Below are 20,181 nucleotides of genomic sequence, written 5' to 3' on the forward strand. Positions count from 1 at the left end.
CTTTATTTTGTCCAATGAATCTATGTTTTCCCCAATAGGTTGGTAAGGTAAAACTTGCTAAAATAATGGAAAGGCTTACATGAGGTGGTCTTTCTATGAAAATATGTCATTCGAAGGAGGAGAAGAAGCTTACCAGATAATCATTCTTTTAGGCTTTACATAGTAGTCATTGTAAAGATGTTTTAAGTAACAGCGAGAGCATAATTAACTTCCAAGAGTAAGTCAGTACGTACAAATTGTTAGCACGTAACAAAGGGGAGGAAAATGGATGTTTTCTCGATTGGGAAAAACTAAAAAATCATTAATCGTCAGTGCTTCTATGCTTTTAGCCTTACAGACTAGCTTTTCAACGACGGCTTTGGCTGGTGACACACTGCCGTATACGGGAGACAGCTCAACCGGAGTAAGTCAGCCTACCCAGCATGGGTATACAGCGAATGACATTATCGAATGGAATCCAGAAACAGATAAATTTGCAGAAATGCTCAGAGCAAAAGTACCTTTACAAGAACGGAATGAAGCTTTCACAGCCACACAGGCAAACCCTGAATTGAGCCCTGAAACACAAATGTTCAACCTAGCCGGCGATTATGGGAATTCATTTATGGATAGTACAGCCTATACGAATAAATTTGGTGAATACACGTTTCCGTACTGGCAGTACACAGACTATTATTCCTACTGGCATGGTATGGCAACAGCTGATGTTCCGAAAGATTTATATAATCCTAGTCTTCCTTGGTATGAAAGATGGTTTGAATTTGGTGTATTAAATATCCCCAATCCTGCTTATACGAATGCTGCTCATAAAAACGGGGTAAAATCTCTTGCCGTTATTTTCTTCTCAAGTAATGACAGGGGACCGCAAACCTATACACAAATGCTTGTTAAGGACAAGGAAGGAAAATTCCCTGTCGCTGAAAAACTGATTGAAATGGCCGATTATTATGGTTATGACGGTTATTTCTTTAATCAGGAAGAGTCTTCAGGGGTAGCAGTGAAAGATATTCCTACGTATAAAGAGTTTTTAAAGGTGTTAAGAAATAGCGGTGTATATGTTCAATGGTATGATTCTGTCCATAATGAAACTGGAAGAACCAGGTATGAAAATGAATTCACAGCGGTTAATAGTCCTTTTCTAAAGGATCCGCAATACGGCGATCTTGCTCATTCGATTTTCTTGAATTACCTTTGGAATAAAAACAAAATGACAAACTCAAAGGCACATGCAGAGAGTCTAGGTTTAGATCCTCTAGAATCGGTGTTTGCAGGTATTGAGGCAGGCGGCGACCGGTTTAAAAAACATCGGAACGATCTCCGAAATAATCTGGACGAAAACGGTGAACCGATGAATAGTATTGCATTGCTGGGATCTGACTTTACCCATCATGGACTAGATGAAGATCTTGGCGGTGAAGATACCATGCGTCGAAATAACAGCGAGTATCAATGGATGTCGTTCATCCGCGATCGTGCATGGTGGACAGGCCCGAATCTGGACCCAAGCCGCACTGGCAGAAATGCCGAGGTTAACCTATCTGATGTAGGAGCACAAGGGGAGAATTGGGATGGTGTTGCTGCATATATTGCAGAACGCAGTGTTATTAACGGTTCTAACTTTGTCTCCAATTTTAATATGGGCCGCGGATTAGACTTTTATATCGATGGCAAGGTTAGCAATGAAGAAGAATGGTCCAATATCAATATTCAGGATATTCCTGTTACATGGCAATGGTGGATTGAAACGACAGGAACTCCTCTGCAGGTAGATTTTGATTTTGGCCCTGATTACAATGCTGGTGCACGATTCGATTATGAAAAGATTGGCGCTTATAATGGCGGTAATTCATTAGTGGTTAACGGCACATTAGATGCAGAAAACTTTTTACGCCTCTATAAGACTGATTTACAGGTAAAAAAGGGTTCCAAATTTTCGGTTACGTATCAAAAAACATCTCAAGATGACACATCTGTTATGAGTATCGGATTACTTTTTAAGGATTCTCCTGAAGAGGTTGTTAAAGTAGCAGTATCAAATTCTGGTAAACAGACTGATGGCTGGGTAACAGCAGACCTTGACTTGTCTCCATATGCCGGAAAAGAGATTGCTGCATTTGGGCTCGTTTTTGATAATGGTGATGCAGCTATTGAAGATTACCAGATGAATATAGGGCAAGTGAAGATTAGTGATGGATCATTTGAGGTACCAGAGGCACCAACAGGTCTGCAAATAACAAAAGCACTCCGTGATTCTAATGAAATGTATATTTCATGGGATCTAAAAGAATATGATGAAGTCAAGCAATACAATATCTATAACAATGGAGCTTATGTTGGCGGAATTTATGATGAAGTATTTTATATCAAAAATCTAAAAGGGCTCACTGGTGAGATTTCTCTGACAGCGGTAAGTCACGATGGTCAGGAAAGTGAACCATCAGTCATCCAATATGATTTAACAAAAGGTGTTCATTCCATTAAAGCAACACAGACGGATAACGGTGAAATGTTGATTTCTTGGGAGAATCCAAAGGATGTAAATGGAAAGACCACTGTCGAAATTTCCACCGAGTACGACTATGCCAAAGCAGTCAATAAAACAGTCACCGTTAACAATGGTAAGACCGAAGCGAAACTTGCCAATATGCCGATTAATGGGGATAAGTATCATCTTAGAATCAAAGTTGGCAAACATGATTGGGTGAGCTACAATGGCACATTTATTGATAAATCAATCGAAGCGTATTCGGCTGAAAAAGTAACGATAAATGGAAATGCAGTAACGTGGGAATTGCCAGAATCGAGAGATTGGCACTACCTGTATGTTTATGAAAATGGTGAAGCCAAAACGTTTAATACCACATACAGTCAAGGTCGTAAACCTTATATTATTCGCGGACGCACACATTTAAATCAGCTTACATTCCAAACTCAATCAACAGACAGTATCCTTGAATTTGTGATTCAAGACTATTCAGGCAATAAAGCCAGTACGATTGTCAGAATGACCTTGGATGACCTTTACGGTGTAATCAACGGATTGGTTGAGAAAGAAGAAATAAGCCTGGAAGCCAGTGAAAAATTAGTAGACACATTAAACAGTGCAAAACGACATTATGACGGCGGCCGCTTGGAGCAGGCGGTAACTCACTTGGAAAAATTAAAAGTTACCGTAGATCAAAATCTATTTAAGGATGTATCGGCAGACACAAAGAATAGGTTAAAAGCTAGTGCAGACTATTTTGTAAGAGCATGGTCAGAGTAAAAGGCTGACGTTATTATAAATAATTACCTATATGGAAGTATGGCAGATACACTAACGATCTGCCATACTCTTTGTATTTTTGTATGTTTAATAGCTTAGGAGGAAACAGCTTTGACTTTGGAGAGAATACAGCGATTTATTCAGCAATTATCGAATTACCAGATAGTAGAGACCATCCAAATCAAGGATTGGCGTGCACAGCCAGGTTTTTATCGTGAACCGGGAAAATATGAATTTGATTCAGAGGAAACTTTCCTTATTAATGAAGGGGATTGGTTAATCGATCTAGGCACGACCATGTTTTTGGAAAAAGATGTATCGATACCACTACAGTGGCGGAATCGGCCATTTGGTCTCACTTTTCTTCCAGGTTTAAAAGGGGGCAGGACTCTCCATGAGGCATTGGTTTCAATAAATGGTATGCCCTATCATGGGATTGATCGGAACCGTAGCTATGTACCGTTTCCGGAGTATGTACGGGGAAAAGAAACAATCAACATTAAAATAGAGTTATTTAATTATGCAGGTCAATCGCTTGATGAATTAAATTATCAGAATGAACCAGCCGAGTATGACCCGCCTCCCCTTACCCTCTTGAAAGGGAGCCTTGAGTTGCCGAATACTGCTGTCCAAAGTCTATTGGCAACTGTAAAGGCTTACTTTGAGTCAGCAAAATTGCTGCCGGAAGGTGACATGGGACGTTACAAAATCATAGAGGCTTTGACTGAGGTTGAACATAAAATTCTGTTTAAAAAGTTTGAAGCCTTATCGAAAGAATCATGGGTGACAGAAGTCGAGGAAGATTTAAAGAAAACACTATCCACTTTGGCCAGCCATCAGGGCCAAATTTTAATGGTAGGTCAGTCTCATATTGATTTGGCATGGTTGTGGCCAGTGAAGGAAGCTGTTCGCAAATGCAGCCGAACTTTTTCGACGATGAGTACTTTACTTGAAGAAAATCCGAACTTTACATATGCTCAAAGCCAGCCGCAGGCCTATGAATTTGTGAAAAAGCATTACCCTGACATCTATCGAAGGGTGAAGAAGCATATCGCAGAAGGGCGCTGGGAAGTAGTAGGAGGCATGTGGGTAGAGCCTGATTTAAACATGCCATCTGGTGAATCATTAGTCCGCCAGCTGTTATATGGAATGAAATTTTACAAAGAGGAATTTGGTGTGCAGCCTAGAATTGAATGGCTTCCTGATACCTTTGGCTATTGTGCCTCCTTGCCTCAATTGTTAAAGGGTGCAGGAATTGACTACTTTATGACAACAAAAATGAATTGGAATGATACAAATCCATTTCCATATGATTTATTTTACTGGGAAGGGATCGATGGAACCCGGATTCTATCTTATCTAAATCATGGAGTAAATGAATACACTCACCCAAAGGAAGTCAAAGACCATTGGGAGAGTTTTAAACAGAAGAATGTCTTTCCTAAACAAATGCTTCTCTATGGACATGGAGATGGAGGCGGCGGTGTTACGCAAGAAATGATTGATTATATTGATCGTTCATCTTCTCTTCCTGGCCTTCCGGCTGTAGTGAACAGTACAGCACATGAATTCTTTGATGATATAAAGGAAGCCAACCCGCGGCTGCCTTCATGGGTCGGGGATATGTATTTAGAGCTTCACCGGGGAACATACACGACACATGCCAGAAACAAGAAGTGGAATCGGCAAGCGGAAGTCCTGTACCGGGATGCTGAAATTTGGGGCAGTTTTGCTTCAAACTTCGCTAAAGCAACAGGCCATCCTTCATCATTGGAAGAAGGATGGAAACTACTTCTCCTGAACCAATTTCATGATATTATTCCGGGATCGTCTGTTCCGGAGGTATACGTAGATTCAGAATCTGATTACAAAGAGATTTTTGAATACGGAGAGAAGGTAAGACAGGACGCCTTACATGCTTTGGAAGCAGAAATTAACACTGAGGGTAACGGGGTTCCGATAATCCTTTTTAACAGTTTATCATGGATGAGATCTGAAAGTGTTAAGATTGTCGGCGGATCTGAATTGACCGGAAAATGTGCGGTAAATAAGGATGGAGTGGAGCTCCCAACAGATTTGATTCTCCGGGAGGACGGGCAAATAGAATTATCCGTTCATGTTCCGGATATTCCGGAGATGGGCTACAAAACGATTTGGTTAAAGGATAGTGGGAAACAAGTCGTTCACACTCAACAGGATATGCCGCACGAATGGGATACAGAGCATTATGTGGTTGAATGGAATGAAAAGGGCGAAATTTCCCGCCTTTATGATAAAGGCGCAAAGCGTGAAGTGTTGCAGGAAGGAGCTGCCGCTAATCAGTTCCAGCTTTTCCATGACCGTCCGCTTCTTTGGGATGCATGGGATATCGATCCGGAATTCGAAAATCAGCCGGCCGAAAGTGTTGTGCTGGTTGAACAAGGTATTCAAAGAGGGACGACGAAGGACGTCATTCGATTTAAGTGGCAGCTGTCTCAATCTACAATCGAACAGGATATGATTCTTTACCACCACAGCAAAAGAATCGATTTCCAAACCAAAGTCGATTGGCAGGAGCAGCACAAATTATTAAAAGTTGCTTTCCCTGTTGATGTAGTGAGCAGCAAGGCAACATTTGAAATTCCATTTGGTTCGGTGGAAAGAGCAACACATGCGAATACTAGCTGGGAAAGGGCCCAGTTTGAAGTATGCGGCCACCGATTTGCTGACCTTTCTGAAGCCAATTATGGCGTCAGTCTATTGAATGATTGCAAGTATGGGTATGATGTGAAACAAAATGTCATGCGTTTATCCTTGCTGCGGGCACCTAAATGGCCTGACAAGAGTGCAGACATAGGGATTCAGGAGTTTACCTATTCTCTATTCCCGCATGAAGGTGATTGGAGAAAGGCAGAGGTAGTAAATCAGGGCTATGAATTGAATCACCCAGTGAATGTTTTTGTGGCTAGTGCTCATCAGGGACGTCTGCCAAATTCTCATTCCTTTATTGAGACTGAATCCAAACAGGTGATTCTTGATACAGTCAAACAGTCAGAAGACGGAACGGGACTTGTTCTAAGAATGTATGAATCCAACGGCGGCAGAGAGTCAGTTCACTTATCTTTGACAAGGCCGGTAACTTCTGCACATGAGGCCAACCTTTTGGAAGAGAAACAAGCGTGCATTTCTATTAAAGGAAATAATCTTTCCTCATCGCTAAAGCCATATGAAGTAAAAACGATAATAATAACATTATAGAGTGGAAAATGCGAAAAAAAGCCAATCAAAATATAAGTTAGGTGAAAAAATGGTACACTCCAATACTGCAAATGAAACAATTTCTGAAAGAGTAGAAACTTTGCTGGCAAACATGACCTTAAAGGAAAAAGTGGGCCAGGTGAACCAGAAGCTGTATGGCTGGGAAGTATACAGAAAAACAGACACGGGGTATGAACTTACTGAAAAATTTAAAGAACATGTTCGATTTGGGGATGGGATTGGGGTCTTGTACGGACTATTTCGTTCTGATCCCTGGTCAGCCGTTAATTATAAAAATGGCATACCAGACGATAAGACCGCTGAAGTGGCCAATATGGTTCAACAATACGTTAAGGAGCACACCAGATTAGGCATTCCTGTCCTTCTCTCAGAAGAAAGCTCTCACGGGCATCAAGGTTTAGACAGCATGATTACGCCAGTCAATTTGGGTATCGGCGCGACATGGAATCCTGTATTGCATGAAGAACTCATGTCAGCTGTTGCTGAAGAGGTCAGGGCAAAAGGGGCACATTTGGCTCTCGTTTCGACTCTCGACATCCTGCGTGACCCAAGATGGGGAAGATCAGAGGAGTGCTTCAGTGAAGATCCCTATCTTACTTCTAGATTAACAGAAGCTGTCATTAAAGGGATGCAGGGAGAAGAAAGTGACAGTATTCTAGCCGGCAAAATGATTCCGGTTTTAAAACATTTTGCGGCTCAGGGAAATGGTACAGGAGGAAAGAATGCTGCACCGGCTTCCATAGGCGAAAGAGAATTGAGGGAAATTCACCTGCCGCCGATGGTCGCAGCTATCCAATCCGGTGCACTCGCCTGTATGGCAGCCTACAATGAAATTGACGGAATTCCCTGCCACGCTAACGGCTATCTTCTCAATGATATTTTACGGAAGGAATTCGGATTTAAGGGAGTGGTTATGGCCGATGGCTGTGCACTGGACAATTTGGTCCAATTAACACAAAGCCCAGAAAAAGCAGCTGCTTTAGCCCTTGAAAACGGGGTGGATATAAGTCTCTGGGATGATGTGTTTACGAAGTTAGAACAAGCGGTTGAAATCGGTCTTGTCAGTGAGGAAAGGCTTAATGACGCTGTAAGAAGAGTTTTGACGCTCAAATTCAAAATGGGATTGTTTGAACAACCCTATGTGGAAGAAAAAGAACCGCAAAATAAGAAACAAAAAGAAAACATCAATCTTGAATCAGCCCGCCAGTCGATTGTTTTGTTAAAAAATGAAGGGATTCTGCCGCTCAAAAGGACTGTTCAAAAAATCGCGGTCATTGGCCCTAACGCAGATGCTATCTATAATCAGCTTGGCGATTATACACCATTCCAACGGGAAGGCAGTGTCATCACTGTCCTGAAGGGGATTACTTCATTAGCACAAGAGGCAGAAGTGAAATACGAAAGAGGCTGTGGCATTCGTTCTGCCAACTCGGAGGAAATGGAAATGGCCGTTCGACTTGCTAAAAGCTCAGATGTTGCCATCGTTGTTTTAGGAGGTTCCAGTGCAAGGAATTTTGATGCTCAATTTGACCTAAACGGGGCCGTAGTCAATACAACAGGCGAGGAAGAAATGGATTGTGGCGAAAATGTAGATGTAGCTGATTTGGAATTAGGCGGCGGGCAGCTGCAGCTGCTGAAAAAGGTAATGGAAACGGGGACCCCGACAGTCGTGGTGCTGATCCAAGGGAGACCACATGCGATTCCATGGATTGCAGAACATGTCCCGGCCGTTTTAAATGTTTGGTACCCTGGACAAATGGGCGGTCAGGCCATCGCCGAGGTGTTATTTGGAGAGGTTAATCCAAGTGGGCGCCTGCCTGTTTCAATCCCAAGGTCCTCAATGCAGTTTCCTGTTTTCTATAATTACAAGGAGGGAGGATACAAAAAGGACTATTTCGATATGACCGGAAACGCGTTATATCCATTTGGTTTTGGACTTTCTTATACCCAATTTACCTATGAGAATCTTCGGGCAGCGAGAAAGACCATTCCTTCTGACCAACTGCTGGCAGGGAAAAAGTTCACGATATCTGTAGAAGTCACTAATAGCGGGAAGTATGATGGCTACGATGTGATTCAGCTCTATCTGAAAGGAAAGGGTTCGAGTATAACAAGAAGGGTAAAGGAATTAAAAGGTTTTAAGAAGGTATGGCTTTCCGTTGGTGAAACAAAGATAGTAGTTTTTGAGATGGGGATGGAAGAACTACAAGTTTTTAACAGTCAAAATAAATATGTGTTAGAGCCTGGAAGTTTTGAAATTGAAGTTGGAGATCCAGTCAACTTTTTAACAGACACCCTGGAAATTGATTGATTTAGTGGTAGAAAATTCGAGTATAAAATTAATTATGAATCTCTAAAACTTAAAAGTAAAAGGGACTAACTTGCTGCCAGTTAGTCCTATGATAATATAGTCATTTTTATAGCAGTGAGTTCTTTTTTCAGAAAGGAAGTAGCAGGAAATGGAGAAGCATTTATTGGGTATTGACTTAGGAGGAACAAATTTAAGGGTTGGAGTCGTAACATCCGAAGGTCACTTGGTGGAAGAAATGAATGTAAAAACAGAAAGTGAAAATGGTCCTTATTATGTTATCAATCAAATGATTCGGCTATGTGAGAATTTTATGCAGAAACGAAACATTGATGCTATCGGAATTGGATCCCCTGGTCCTTTAGATGTAAAAAAGGGCTTAATCTTAAGTCCGAACAATCTGCCTGGGTGGGACAATATCCCATTAGTGGATATGTTAGAAAAGGCTTTACGGAAAAAGGTTGTTCTTGATAATGATGCAAATGCTGCTGCGCTTGCCGAGGCCATCATTGGAGCTGGTAAAGGGAAAGAGTCTGTTTTCTATATTACCGTTAGTACGGGAGTGGGCGGCGGATTTGTCTTCCGTAAGCAATTGCTGCAAGGAGCGAATTTTTGTGCCGGTGAAATAGGCAATCTCATTGTAGATTCAGACGGTCCGCCGCACCATGCCTTGAATGTTGGCGCCTTAGAAACCTTGGCTAGCGGAACAGCATTGAAAAGGCGTGGAATAGAACAGCTTGGAATTACAGGGCATGCAGGTGAAGTATTCGAACTCGCCATGAACGGAGACAAAGAAGCGCAGAAGATTGTCGATCATATGATTACTTCTTTGGCAAAAGGAATCGCGAATATTGTTCACAGTGTTGATCCTCACATTATTGTACTTGGAGGAGGAGTAATGGAGTCAAGGGACTACATTATGCCGTTGCTTGTTGATAGAGTGAATGACTTCTTGTATCCACAGCTGAGGAATAGGGTAGAGATGGTGAGTGCTTCCTTAGGTACAAAAGCAGGTGTCATTGGAGCGGCTTTATTGACACAACAAGCAGCGTTTTAGTAAGAGGAGGCTGACCATGAAGGCTTATATGGTATTTGATATTGGAGGAACGTATATAAAGTATGCGGTTATGAACGAGACCGGAATGAAGCTAGATAGCGGAAAGGTTCCTACCCCTCTGGAAGGATTAGAAGAATTTTTAAAAAAGACTTCTGAAATTGTTACCCGGTACCGCCAATCTTATGACTTTCAAGGGATTGCACTAAGTTCTCCAGGTGCAGTGGATGTGAAAAGCGGATATATCGGGGGAGCTAGTGCTATTCCTTATATCCACGGTGTACCGATGGCAGACTTAATTAGAGAACAAACCGGTCTGGACGTTTCGATCGAAAATGACGCAAACTGCGCCGCATTGGCAGAAGGCTGGCTGGGAGCAGCAAAAGAAACAGATTACTATATTTGCATCGTTATTGGCACGGGAATTGGCGGCAGTATCGTGATGAATCATACCATTTTACGCGGTGCTTCCCTTCACGGGGGAGAGTTTGGCTATATGATTATGGGTGACCCGCTGCAGAGAAATCCACTGTATTCGACCTGGAGTAAGGCTGCTTCCACACATGCGCTTGTTGAAGAAGTGGAATCGAGGAAACTACTTGCAAAAGGAACATTGAACGGGGAAGATGTATTTCGTTTGGCTGAAGGGGGAGACTCCATTGCAAAAGAATCCATTGCTCAGTTTTATAAAAAATTGGCAGTAGGTATCTATAACTTGAAATATACACTTGATCCGAAAAAGATTCTGATTGGCGGTGGAATTAGCAAACGTCCAGAAGTAATTGAAGGGATTAATCAGGAGTTGAGGCAATTGAAGGATGAAGTCTCTACGCTCGATATTACGGTTAGTGCCTGTCAATTTGATAACGATGCCAATTTAATTGGTGCCTTATTTCACTATTTAAGTACGAAAAAAATGACAGCGCTATCCATATCTGATAGGGATCTAAGGGAATAGGAAAGTTCGCTCAAAAAGCTAAATATAAAAACTAGATTAGGGAGAGATGGAAAATGATTGATTTGAAGAAAAGCCAATTGCTGATGGCTGTCTTTTTCGGCATGTGCTGCATCCTGTTATGGCCGAATGCAAGCTTTGCAAAACAACCAGAATCATCTTACTGGTATCCCGAAACACTATTAAACTGGACTCCAGAGAAGGACCCAAACGCCGTGTTTAACCGAAGTCAGATTCCACTAGCCAAACGGGAAGTGTTATACAAAGTCAATGACCATGCACAATCTGATGCGAAGTTAGTGGCTTTGTCTGCTTTAAACCCTACGACAAGCGGGGTGCCTTCTCAAGGGGGGAAGGATTTTTATGCAAATACCTTTAGTTATTGGCAGTATGTTGATCTCATGGTGTATTGGGCAGGCTCTGCTGGCGAGGGCATTATTGTGCCGCCAAGTGCAGATGTCATTGATGCTGCCCATAAAAACGGCGTACCAATTTTAGGTAATGTTTTCTTTCCTCCTACTGTGTATGGCGGAAAGGCTGAGTGGGTCAACCAAATGCTTACTCAGCGCGCTGATGGATCCTTCCCGGCAGCGGACAAGCTGTTGGAAGTTGCAAGCTACTATGGGTTTGACGGCTGGTTCATTAACCAGGAAACCGAAGGCGGAAACGCTCAAACTGCTGTTAAAATGCAGGAATTCTTAATGTATCTTCAAAAACATAAACAAAAAGATATGCAAATAATGTGGTACGATTCGATGACGAAGGATGGCCGTATCAATTGGCAAAATGCGTTAACGGATAAAAATAGCAGCTTTTTACAGGACGGCAGCAAACGTGTTTCTGACAGCATGTTTTTAAACTTCTGGTGGCGCGATCAACAAGCCTCCGCTGCAAAAGCGAGGGAACTTGGCAGAAGCCCATATGACTTATTTACTGGGATTGATGTGGAAGCGAATGGAACAAGCACAAATATTCCATGGCAGGGAATCTTCCCTGAGGGCAAAGCACCTGAAACTTCTTTAGGTATTTATCGTCCAGATTGGGCTTTTAAAACATCTGAAACAATGGAACAGTTTTATCAAAAGGAAAATGAATTTTGGGTTGGAAAGTCTGCAAATCCTGCCTCAACAAACGATAACGGTGCCTGGAAAGGAATGGCACATTATTTCACGGCCAAAACAGCTATTGAGGAATTGCCATTCGTCACTCATTTTAATACAGGCAGCGGCAAATTTTTCGCTGTTGATGGGGAACAGGTAAGCGGACAGTCATGGAATAACCGCAGCCTGCAGGATATATTGCCGACCTGGCGCTGGCTGAAGGAGGGCGGACAGGCTGTTCAAGTTGATTTTGATTGGGAAAGTTCATATTATGGCGGAAGCTCATTAAAGCTTTCAGGTGTTATTGATCCAAGCAATCCAACACATATTAAACTTTATAAAACTAACCTTCCGATTCAAAAGGATACTGAAATTGCACTGACATACAAGACAGATTTGAAAAAGCCAAATTTGAAGCTTGGAATCAGTTTCACCGACACTCCTAATCAATTTATCTATTTCGATGTGAAAAAACAAAGTCATAATCAATGGATAACCGACTCGGTTAAGTTGAAAAAATTTAGCGGTAATAACATTGCAGCCATCTCGCTTTTAGTTGAGAGTGACAACGAGGTCAAAAATTTCACAACAAATATTGGAGAAATCAAGGTTTATAACAAGCTAGATAAGCATAATGCTATTCATACTCCAGAGCAAGGAAAGGTAAGTAATATTGAGTTTACCAAAGGAATTTATGCAGATGTTGCGCTTGCTTGGGAGCCGTCTGATTCCAATGTGAGTCACTATGAAATTTACCGGATGCTGCCAAACAATGAAAGGGAATTTGTCGGTGCTACACCGAACCATGTGTACTTCCTTTCCAATCTAAAGCGAGATGGGAAAGAAACTAGCACCAATTTAGAAATCGTTGCGGTGAACAAAGAATTTAAACGAAGCAAGCCTGCGGCTGTTACATTTGAATGGCCGCCATATCCAAAGCCGGAAGCAGACTTTCGAGCGGATCAAACGGTAGCAGCACCGGGAGAGAAGATTCAATTTACCAATGCATCTTCGGAGGTAACGGAAGCAGTGGAATGGCATTTTGAGGGAGGTACACCGGCTGTGAGCATGGAGGAAAACCCGGTTGTCACCTATGAAAAGGAAGGCATTTATGCTGTTACCCTAATTGCAAAAAACAGTGAGGGTGAAAGTGTCCTGACAAAAGAAGCGATGATTACCATTTCCGAAGCTGCCAAGGATATAAAAAATGTTGCGTTGAATAAAATGGCCATTGCAAGCGGACAATGTGCTCCGAGTGAAGCGGCACAATATGCTTTTGACGGGAACGTAAAAAGTAAATGGTGCGCATTAGGGGATGCCCCTCATTGGTTAAAGGTAGATCTTGGCGGTCAATATGCAATTTCAAAATTCGTTGTTCACCATGCACAAGCAGGCGGGGAGCCGGGAGCCTTTAATACCCAGGCATTCAGAATTGAAGTAAGTACTGACGGGGAAAACTGGACAGAGTCAGTGAAGATAACAGATAATACAGCGGCTGTCTCAGAACACAGCATCACCTTGACAAATGCACGCTATGTCCGATTATGGACTGACAAGCCAACCCAAGGCGGAGACCAAGCCGCAAGAATTTATGATTTCGAGGTTCATGGATTTCAAAAATAGTCGGTGAAATATCTCCGATAGAAATTGAAAAAAACTAAAATCCACTATTAAGGCAAGAAAAAAGGCATAAATACTGACAGTTAAAAAAGACGATTCGCTTCCACTCGAATCGTCTTTTTACTATTTTTTCTGAGAACATTTACCTTCTTTTAACTAAACAAAGTACCCCTTGGATGATTAATACAAAAGAGAATAAAAGGATTGCTAGGACACCAATAAGGACAACTAATTGACTCAGCGGTGCTAAAATACCAGTTAACGGTACTCTTATTAAGGCAAAACCAGCAATAATACAGGCTAAATACAAAAATGGACTGCGGTCTAATACACTCATCGTATTCTCACTCCTTTTTCGGGGATTACTAAATATTATTCACCAGTGAGGTTAGATATTTATTAGAATAATAAATTAGGACAAAGATACTATGTTTTTGGAATATTATTCCTAAAATTTTTGCGCGTTACTGTGAGTAAAGTGCCATCTTAAGGATGATGGGAGCATTTGTGAGTAATTGAAAATGGGATTGGATAGGATAACTTTTAATTAGTTGTTTCGAAGGGGAAATATCATGCGGGTCCTAGTGGTATTTATTTTCTTTATTATCCTTGGTGTTATCACTTTTCTTGTCCCAAAAAGAGTGAGCAGAATAGAGCTTTACACAACAAGTCTCTTTGCTTTAGTATTCGGAATCAATGTGGATATGGTACTGAATTTTAAATACCATTTATACGGCTATTTTGGTAAAGGGTTTCAATGGATGGGGTTTGTGGGAGAGTTTCTGTACTTTATTCCTGTCAGCATATTGTTTCTAAATTATTATCCCTTAAAAGGAACCAATCTAACGAAATCTCTTTACATCTTAGCTTGGTCACTAGCCTCCGTAATAATTGAGTTTTTAATAGAAAAAACACACTTCTTCAACTATACCGGATGGAAACTTTGGTATTCTGCCTGCCTATACCCATTTGTTTTTCTAATCCTTATTGCCCATTTAAGAATAGTAAAGCAGATAATAAATAGCAAAAAGTGACCGAATCCATTGTTAAATCTGGATTCGGTCACTTCGTTTAAAACGCCTCAGCACTTTTCTTCAATTCATTGTCCTCTTCAATTTCTGGATGAACCTTTCGAATGACTGCAGGTCTTGCAAGAATCAAAACAACAGCTAATAATAGTCCCATTGATAGTATCAAGACCAAGTGAGCAGGGAAGACATCGTATAGAAACCCATAGATGATCATACCTAAAGGTGATAATGCCATGGCAACGGTTTCGACGATTGAGAATACACGACCTTTAAATTCATCAGCGATTTGTTTTTGCATCATGACTTGTGTTGGAGTATTGACGATTACAATGCAGGCTCCTAAAACAAATTCAAGGAGGATAAAGTAGCCGAACATTAGGTTATATTCCATCGAAATTAGTAAAGGTAATGCTGTAACTCCCATGATTACCCCCATAATGATAATTCCCCTTTTAGCAACAAGCAGCGGAAATTTGACTTCCTTTCGGACAGAAAGATAAATGGACAGGAGCAGCATGCCAACAGCAAAGGAACCTTCTGTAAAACCAAAATGTTGAGAGGCCATCTTTAATTTTTCGATTAGGATAAAGGAATACCCAACCTGATAAGCATTGAAAAAGAAATTGACTAATAAGGCAATCCAGATAATAGTCATCAGCAAAGGCTGTAATTTCATATAAGAAATCCCAGCCTTCATACCTTGCCACATGGATTCATTCTTGCCCGCTGCTGGTTCAGCCTTTTTGGAAAATAGGGTAAAATTCATGGTTAATTCGAGAACAATTGCGATACCAGAGGCTGCCATATAGACGATAAGGAATATTGGCATGGAAATTACTCCATACAATAATCCTCCAACAGCAGGGGAGGCAATGGCAGCAAATGAGATCGACATCTGGTTTAAGGACATGGCTTTTTGTATCCTTCCTTCGTCTACAAGCCCGGTAATCGAAGAGGTAAACGCTACACCAGAAAACATGGAGGTAAGAGATAAAATGCAGGATGTGATGTAGATTGCTGTTAAGGATAACCCTGAGGTGAGACTTACGATTAATAATCCGCCGATGGCTATAGTCGTTATAATCTGGGAGGTAATTGCAATGGCCTTCCTTGGATACTTATCGATGATATAGCCTGCAAAGGGTGCAGCAATCGTGCGAGGCAGCACATTGCAAATTAGGTTTAACGCAAAGCTTTTTGCAGACCCGGTTGCTTGTAAAATGTAAAAGCTAATGGCAAATGAGTATACTTGTGAGCCAAAGGATGAAATCAGCTTGCTTATGGTAAATGTCCAGAGATGATACGTCGCTTTCTTCAGCATCAACGTGTTATTCATAAAATCTCCTCATTTCAATAAAAGTTTAATTTAATTAAACAAATCATAACATGAAGTTTTTACCAAATCAAGCGTAAGTTTAATTTAATTAAACAAATTTGAACCCCATTTTGTTTACCTCTTCCCATTTCAGGGAATGTTTAATATAATTAAACTAATTACTTTTTGGGAGGTCACCAACATGTTAGGAGACCGAATACGAAAAATTAGAAAGCAAAAAAAGTTGACGCTTGAGGCACTGGCAGGGACAGAACTGACAAAGGGGATGCTTAGCCTCATTGAGAATAATAAAGCGAAGCCTTCAATGGAAAGCCTCGTGTATATAGCTGAGAGGTTAGGTGTTGAGGTAACTGATTTGTTAGAAGAAGTCAGTACTCAGGAACTAAGAGAAACGCTTGAAAAGGCTGAAGCATTATTTAATCAAAAAGGGGAAACCGCTATAGATAAATATAAACAGCTGCTGACTCTTATTGAACCTTATACAAAAAGACTAACTCAAGGATATGAATCAGCCCGTTTGTTAGATATTTACAGCCAAAGTCTTTACAGAGAAGAGATGCCAGGCTGGGAGGAATTCTGTAATCAAGCTGCGGCTATGTACGACAAGATGAATCTAACATCCAAGCGGGGAAAAATTGCGATTTTTCGCTCGCTGGTATATTTCGTTAAGCATGATTATCAAAATTCCTTAGAGATTTTGTTAAAAGAACGTAAAGAGATTGAATCCAATCATGTCTATATTGACCCCATGACTACCGTGGACCTTGACTATACGGAAGCGGTATTACACTTTGCGGTCGGAGATGATCAGGCTGCCACAGTGACAATGGAAAGGGCGATTGACTTTTCAAAAAAGAATAAGATTTTTTATCGTATTGATGATTTATACAGACTTGGTGCAGGACAGGCTATGATGAGGAATGATAAGGAAAATCAAAAATTGTATTTACGAAAACTAAAGCAATACGGTGAATTTGCGGATGATTCACTATCCATCCTTGTTCACGACCTTATTGTTGCCATGACGCTTAATTCCGAGAATCAAGAGTACAAAAAAGCATTAGAAATCATTGAAGATTATTTGGCAGATCCAAAGGATGAGAATATTGTTGAAAATCTCTATATTATAGAAAAGGGGAAGTCCCTTTACGGTCTAGGAGAATATAGAGAGGCTCTTCTTCATTTTGACAAGGTTGAAACACCTGATGACACGCACCATCCGTTTGATTTGGCACTCTTTTACATTAGGGATTCATACAAGGCACTTTGTTATTATGAGGTTGGAGAGATGGAAGAGGGAGTTAAAGCTGCCCAATTGGCCGTTGAGAATTTCGATGGTCTTCCGAACACACCTTTTAAGGAATTTGCTTTTGATACCTATAAAACAATTAAAGCCCAAAACTAGCAGGTATCAGGTGAAATGGGTCTCATGAAGGGTTCATGAAGCCCAAAACTAGCAGGTATCAGGTGAAATGGGTCTCATGAAGTATTCATGAAGCCCAAAACTAGGAGGTTTCAATTAAAATGGGTCTCATGAAGTGTTCATGAAGCCCCAAAACTAGCGGGTATCAGGTGAAATGGGTCTCATGAAGGGTTCATGAAGCCCAAAACTTGCGGGTATCAGTTGAAATGGGTCTCATGAAGTATTCATGAGGCCCAAAACTAGCAGGTATCAGGTGAAATGGGTCTCATGAAGGGTTCATGAAGCCCAAAACTTGCGGGTATCAGTTGAAATGGGTCTCATGAAGCGTTCATGGAGCCTAAAACAAGCGAGTATCAGATGAACAAGCCTCATGAACCGTGCTTCCAGGATTTTAACAGTTTGATATAATTTCCCAATCTAAAAAAATCTCCTAGTACAGCAGTAAACTTCTGTACTAGGAGACCTTTTTTTATACTCCGCGTTCAAACCCTCGTTTAAACCATGGTTTTAACCCTTGCTCTTTCTTCTGTCCAGTATCAAGTTTCTCGCGCTTGTTTACGTTTCCAATCATTTTAAAGCTATTTTTAGTAATTTGATAGGAAGGAGCTTCACTTGCCTGTTTCTGCTTTACCCTGCGTGCTTTTGGAAGCTTATATAACACTCCGACTTTAACCTGCTGAACTTCTTTGACTCCCTGGATAATAAGCTGCATCGCAAAGATTGCGATCATGAAGGCAGCTAGTATCCACAAGTACCAGTAGCGGCCCGATGCGATGGTAGTTCTTCCTATTTCACCAATTAATCCTGACCATTCATTGGTCATCGATACGGGAGGATCTGCTCCCATGGGATCATAACTTAACTTGGTCCCGCCAAAGAAAAATTTAAAAATACCTAAGTGAATAAAGATTAATAGTACTTGGATGAATTGAGTCCCCAATAGTATTGTTAGACGGGGGCCAATATGCGGGAAAATGTGACGCCAGAATAGAGAAAAATTGCTGCCGCCTAAAACTCGCGCACTGGCAATAAATTCATAATCTAGAACCCGCTTTATCTCTTTGCCTAATAAAACACTTGTTAACGGAACAACCAGGATGGTTAAGATAAACATTTCGAGTAATACACGCTGTGTAAAGGTATAGGTAAATTCATAGCCAAAACCGGTAAATGCCGGCATTAAGATCGGTGCTAACAGGATATACGCAACCAAGCTTAAAGGCAGGAAATGAATCGAGTCGATTAACTTTCCAAGCCATTGCTGGGTGCGGGGGCCTAAGTGAAAGGCATAAATGACCCCAAACAATAGTCCGCCAAGAACACGCAATAAGGCGATTAACAAGGCGAAAATTAGTGTATACTTTGCGCCAATCACCAATTGATCGAAAAGGCTGAACCCTAGTTTGTCTGAACCAAAGAAGAAGGGCTTTGTTGGTGCGTGCGGCATCGCACTAATCAGCGTCGCGCCATCCTCTGCATAGTAAAGCCTTACTTGATCGACGTGGTTATCAGTTGTAACTGAATAAAAGACACTGTAACTGATGGTAACAATGAAAAACAAAGCACCAAATGCAAATTTCCAATTTTTCATATGCCTGCCAAATGTAAAGAGTACATTAATAATTGGACGGAAGGGTGAAAATTTTCTAAGATTAATAGATTTTAAGGAAAAAAGGATGTTTTCAAAGAATCTCTTTGTCCCATCTGCCATATTCCTTATACGCCATTTGTGCCACCAAGGACTCCGGCTCGTTTCGTAAGATAATGGCTGGTCTTCTTTCAGCCAAATATCTACTAACTGGAATAGAAAATAAAAGGGTGTAAAAATAAGGCTCAGCGTAACAAAAATGGTTATCGGCTGAAAGTTATCAAGTAAGAAGTAAGTTAGACCATGAACGTTAAATACCCGTTCAATAATAAATTGGCTGGATAGTGTGCCCCAAATAATGATCTTTATATGATGAAACGATAGAGGCATGATATTTTTTAAGATATGTCTGATTAATATATTGAGTTTGTCGATTCCTTTACTTTTTACAAAGGTGACATAAACCTTTAAGAACTCTTCCTCGATCATCAAGAGCAAAATCTTGAACATGGACACCAGCGGCAGGATTGCCAACGTGACGATAGGAGCAAAAAAAGCCTTTTCTTTAAAGCTGGCAACCTGAAATAAATCAACACCAAACGATTTAAAGATTACAATTGATAAAACTTGTAACAACGTAGCGAGGATTAAGTCTGGGATGGACTCCAATACATCAAGTACTCTCTTTATCGGACTAAGCACAAATTTAGGCAAAAAGGATGACCCTAATGCGAGAAGGAGAGCGATTCCAAAACCTGCCAATAGTGCACCTAAGAGGATCTGCATGGAATAAATAAAGGCCGGGCCCATTACCTCCATCATTGGGGCACCGCCTGTTTGCGACCTTTCGAACTTATAAATCCATGATTCTGATATAAACATGCTCTTACCAAAAGCAATCAGTTGTTCAAAATATCCCGTTGACTCTGGAGTTCCCCTTGTTGAAAAATATTGTGGAAAAATACTCACACAAAAAATAGATACAATACCAAGCAGGTAGTATGTAATTAATCTAACAATCTTCATCTTTTTTCACCCCAATTTCCCCCTCTAAATTACTACTTTTGTATAATAGATGTAGTGTCACGTAATAGAAATTATATTCGAAATATTCCTCCTTTTCAACAAAATCAATTTCCAGTATCTTCAACCTTTGGGTCTTTGACGTAAGTTGGGTTGTATTTGTTACAGCGAATAGGGAAAAATTTTTAAAAAAATAAAATACCCCTGCCTATAGAAGGCA

At 40.9% G+C, this 20,181-nt stretch carries 11 protein-coding genes; 8 read left to right on the top strand and 3 right to left on the bottom strand.

Annotated elements, in window-relative coordinates; genetic code table 11:
- Positions 1-268 precede the first annotated feature (268 nt).
- The 6 genes from H0184_RS10115 (at position 269) to H0184_RS10140 (ending at position 13,563) form a co-directional block, all read left to right on the top strand.
- The gene (locus H0184_RS10115) at positions 269-3,265 is read left to right on the top strand and encodes an endo-beta-N-acetylglucosaminidase (RefSeq protein ID WP_221824014.1); all 2,997 of its coding nucleotides are present in this window, start codon (positions 269-271) and stop codon (positions 3,263-3,265) included.
- Between the two features lie 111 nt (positions 3,266-3,376).
- Positions 3,377-6,502 (top strand): alpha-mannosidase, encoded by a 3,126-nt coding sequence (locus tag H0184_RS10120; protein WP_313771742.1) that lies wholly within the window; start codon positions 3,377-3,379, stop codon positions 6,500-6,502.
- Between the two features lie 49 nt (positions 6,503-6,551).
- Complete coding sequence (locus tag H0184_RS10125; RefSeq protein WP_221824016.1) at positions 6,552-8,834, top strand: glycoside hydrolase family 3 N-terminal domain-containing protein; 2,283 nt, start codon at positions 6,552-6,554, stop codon at positions 8,832-8,834.
- Between the two features lie 148 nt (positions 8,835-8,982).
- Positions 8,983-9,888, top strand: coding sequence for an ROK family protein (locus H0184_RS10130; protein ID WP_221824018.1), 906 nt, complete (start codon positions 8,983-8,985; stop codon positions 9,886-9,888).
- A 16-nt stretch (positions 9,889-9,904) separates the two neighbouring features.
- Complete coding sequence (locus H0184_RS10135; RefSeq protein ID WP_221824020.1) at positions 9,905-10,843, top strand: ROK family protein; 939 nt, start codon at positions 9,905-9,907, stop codon at positions 10,841-10,843.
- Positions 10,844-10,896: 53 nt separating this feature from the next.
- Complete coding sequence (locus H0184_RS10140; RefSeq protein WP_260631531.1) at positions 10,897-13,563, top strand: endo-beta-N-acetylglucosaminidase; 2,667 nt, start codon at positions 10,897-10,899, stop codon at positions 13,561-13,563.
- Between the two features lie 139 nt (positions 13,564-13,702).
- On the opposite strand, the gene H0184_RS10145 is transcribed toward H0184_RS10140, so the two are convergent.
- A complete protein-coding gene (locus H0184_RS10145) occupies positions 13,703-13,897 on the bottom strand; it encodes a hypothetical protein (protein WP_221824022.1) in 195 nt (64 codons plus the stop codon).
- 235 nt (positions 13,898-14,132) lie between these two features.
- On the opposite strand from H0184_RS10145, the gene H0184_RS10150 reads away from it, so the two are divergent.
- Positions 14,133-14,594 carry a CBO0543 family protein gene (locus tag H0184_RS10150; protein ID WP_221824024.1) on the top strand — a complete coding sequence of 154 codons (462 nt, stop codon included), beginning with the start codon at positions 14,133-14,135 and terminating at the stop codon, positions 14,592-14,594.
- A gap of 37 nt (positions 14,595-14,631) precedes the next feature.
- On the opposite strand, the gene H0184_RS10155 is transcribed toward H0184_RS10150, so the two are convergent.
- Positions 14,632-15,927, bottom strand: coding sequence for an MFS transporter (locus H0184_RS10155; protein WP_221824026.1), 1,296 nt, complete (start codon positions 15,925-15,927; stop codon positions 14,632-14,634).
- Between the two features lie 181 nt (positions 15,928-16,108).
- On the opposite strand from H0184_RS10155, the gene H0184_RS10160 reads away from it, so the two are divergent.
- On the top strand, positions 16,109-17,332 hold the full coding sequence (locus tag H0184_RS10160; protein WP_221824029.1) for a helix-turn-helix domain-containing protein: 1,224 nt from the start codon (positions 16,109-16,111) through the stop codon (positions 17,330-17,332).
- A gap of 487 nt (positions 17,333-17,819) precedes the next feature.
- Here the strand turns inward: H0184_RS10160 and H0184_RS10165 are convergent, their stop codons facing one another.
- Positions 17,820-19,964 carry an ABC transporter permease gene (locus H0184_RS10165; protein WP_221824031.1) on the bottom strand — a complete coding sequence of 715 codons (2,145 nt, stop codon included), beginning with the start codon at positions 19,962-19,964 and terminating at the stop codon, positions 17,820-17,822.
- Between the last annotated feature and the right edge of the window lie 217 nt (positions 19,965-20,181).

The sequence above is a fragment of the Neobacillus niacini genome (assembly GCF_019749295.1).
Classification (GTDB): Bacteria; Bacillota; Bacilli; order Bacillales; family Cytobacillaceae; genus Neobacillus; species Neobacillus niacini_D.

Excerpts from the sequence above, each read along its gene's own strand:
- H0184_RS10125 (WP_221824016.1), top strand. The coding sequence starts at position 6,552 with ATGGTACACTCCAATACTGCAAATGAAACAATTTCTGAAAGAGTAGAA.
- H0184_RS10160 (WP_221824029.1), top strand. The coding sequence starts at position 16,109 with ATGTTAGGAGACCGAATACGAAAAATTAGAAAGCAAAAAAAGTTGACG.
- H0184_RS10130 (WP_221824018.1), top strand. The coding sequence starts at position 8,983 with ATGGAGAAGCATTTATTGGGTATTGACTTAGGAGGAACAAATTTAAGG.
- H0184_RS10145 (WP_221824022.1), bottom strand. The coding sequence starts at position 13,897 with ATGAGTGTATTAGACCGCAGTCCATTTTTGTATTTAGCCTGTATTATT.
- H0184_RS10115 (WP_221824014.1), top strand. The coding sequence starts at position 269 with ATGTTTTCTCGATTGGGAAAAACTAAAAAATCATTAATCGTCAGTGCT.
- H0184_RS10150 (WP_221824024.1), top strand. The coding sequence starts at position 14,133 with ATGCGGGTCCTAGTGGTATTTATTTTCTTTATTATCCTTGGTGTTATC.
- H0184_RS10165 (WP_221824031.1), bottom strand. The coding sequence starts at position 19,964 with ATGAAGATTGTTAGATTAATTACATACTACCTGCTTGGTATTGTATCT.
- H0184_RS10135 (WP_221824020.1), top strand. The coding sequence starts at position 9,905 with ATGAAGGCTTATATGGTATTTGATATTGGAGGAACGTATATAAAGTAT.
- H0184_RS10140 (WP_260631531.1), top strand. The coding sequence starts at position 10,897 with ATGATTGATTTGAAGAAAAGCCAATTGCTGATGGCTGTCTTTTTCGGC.
- H0184_RS10155 (WP_221824026.1), bottom strand. The coding sequence starts at position 15,927 with ATGAATAACACGTTGATGCTGAAGAAAGCGACGTATCATCTCTGGACA.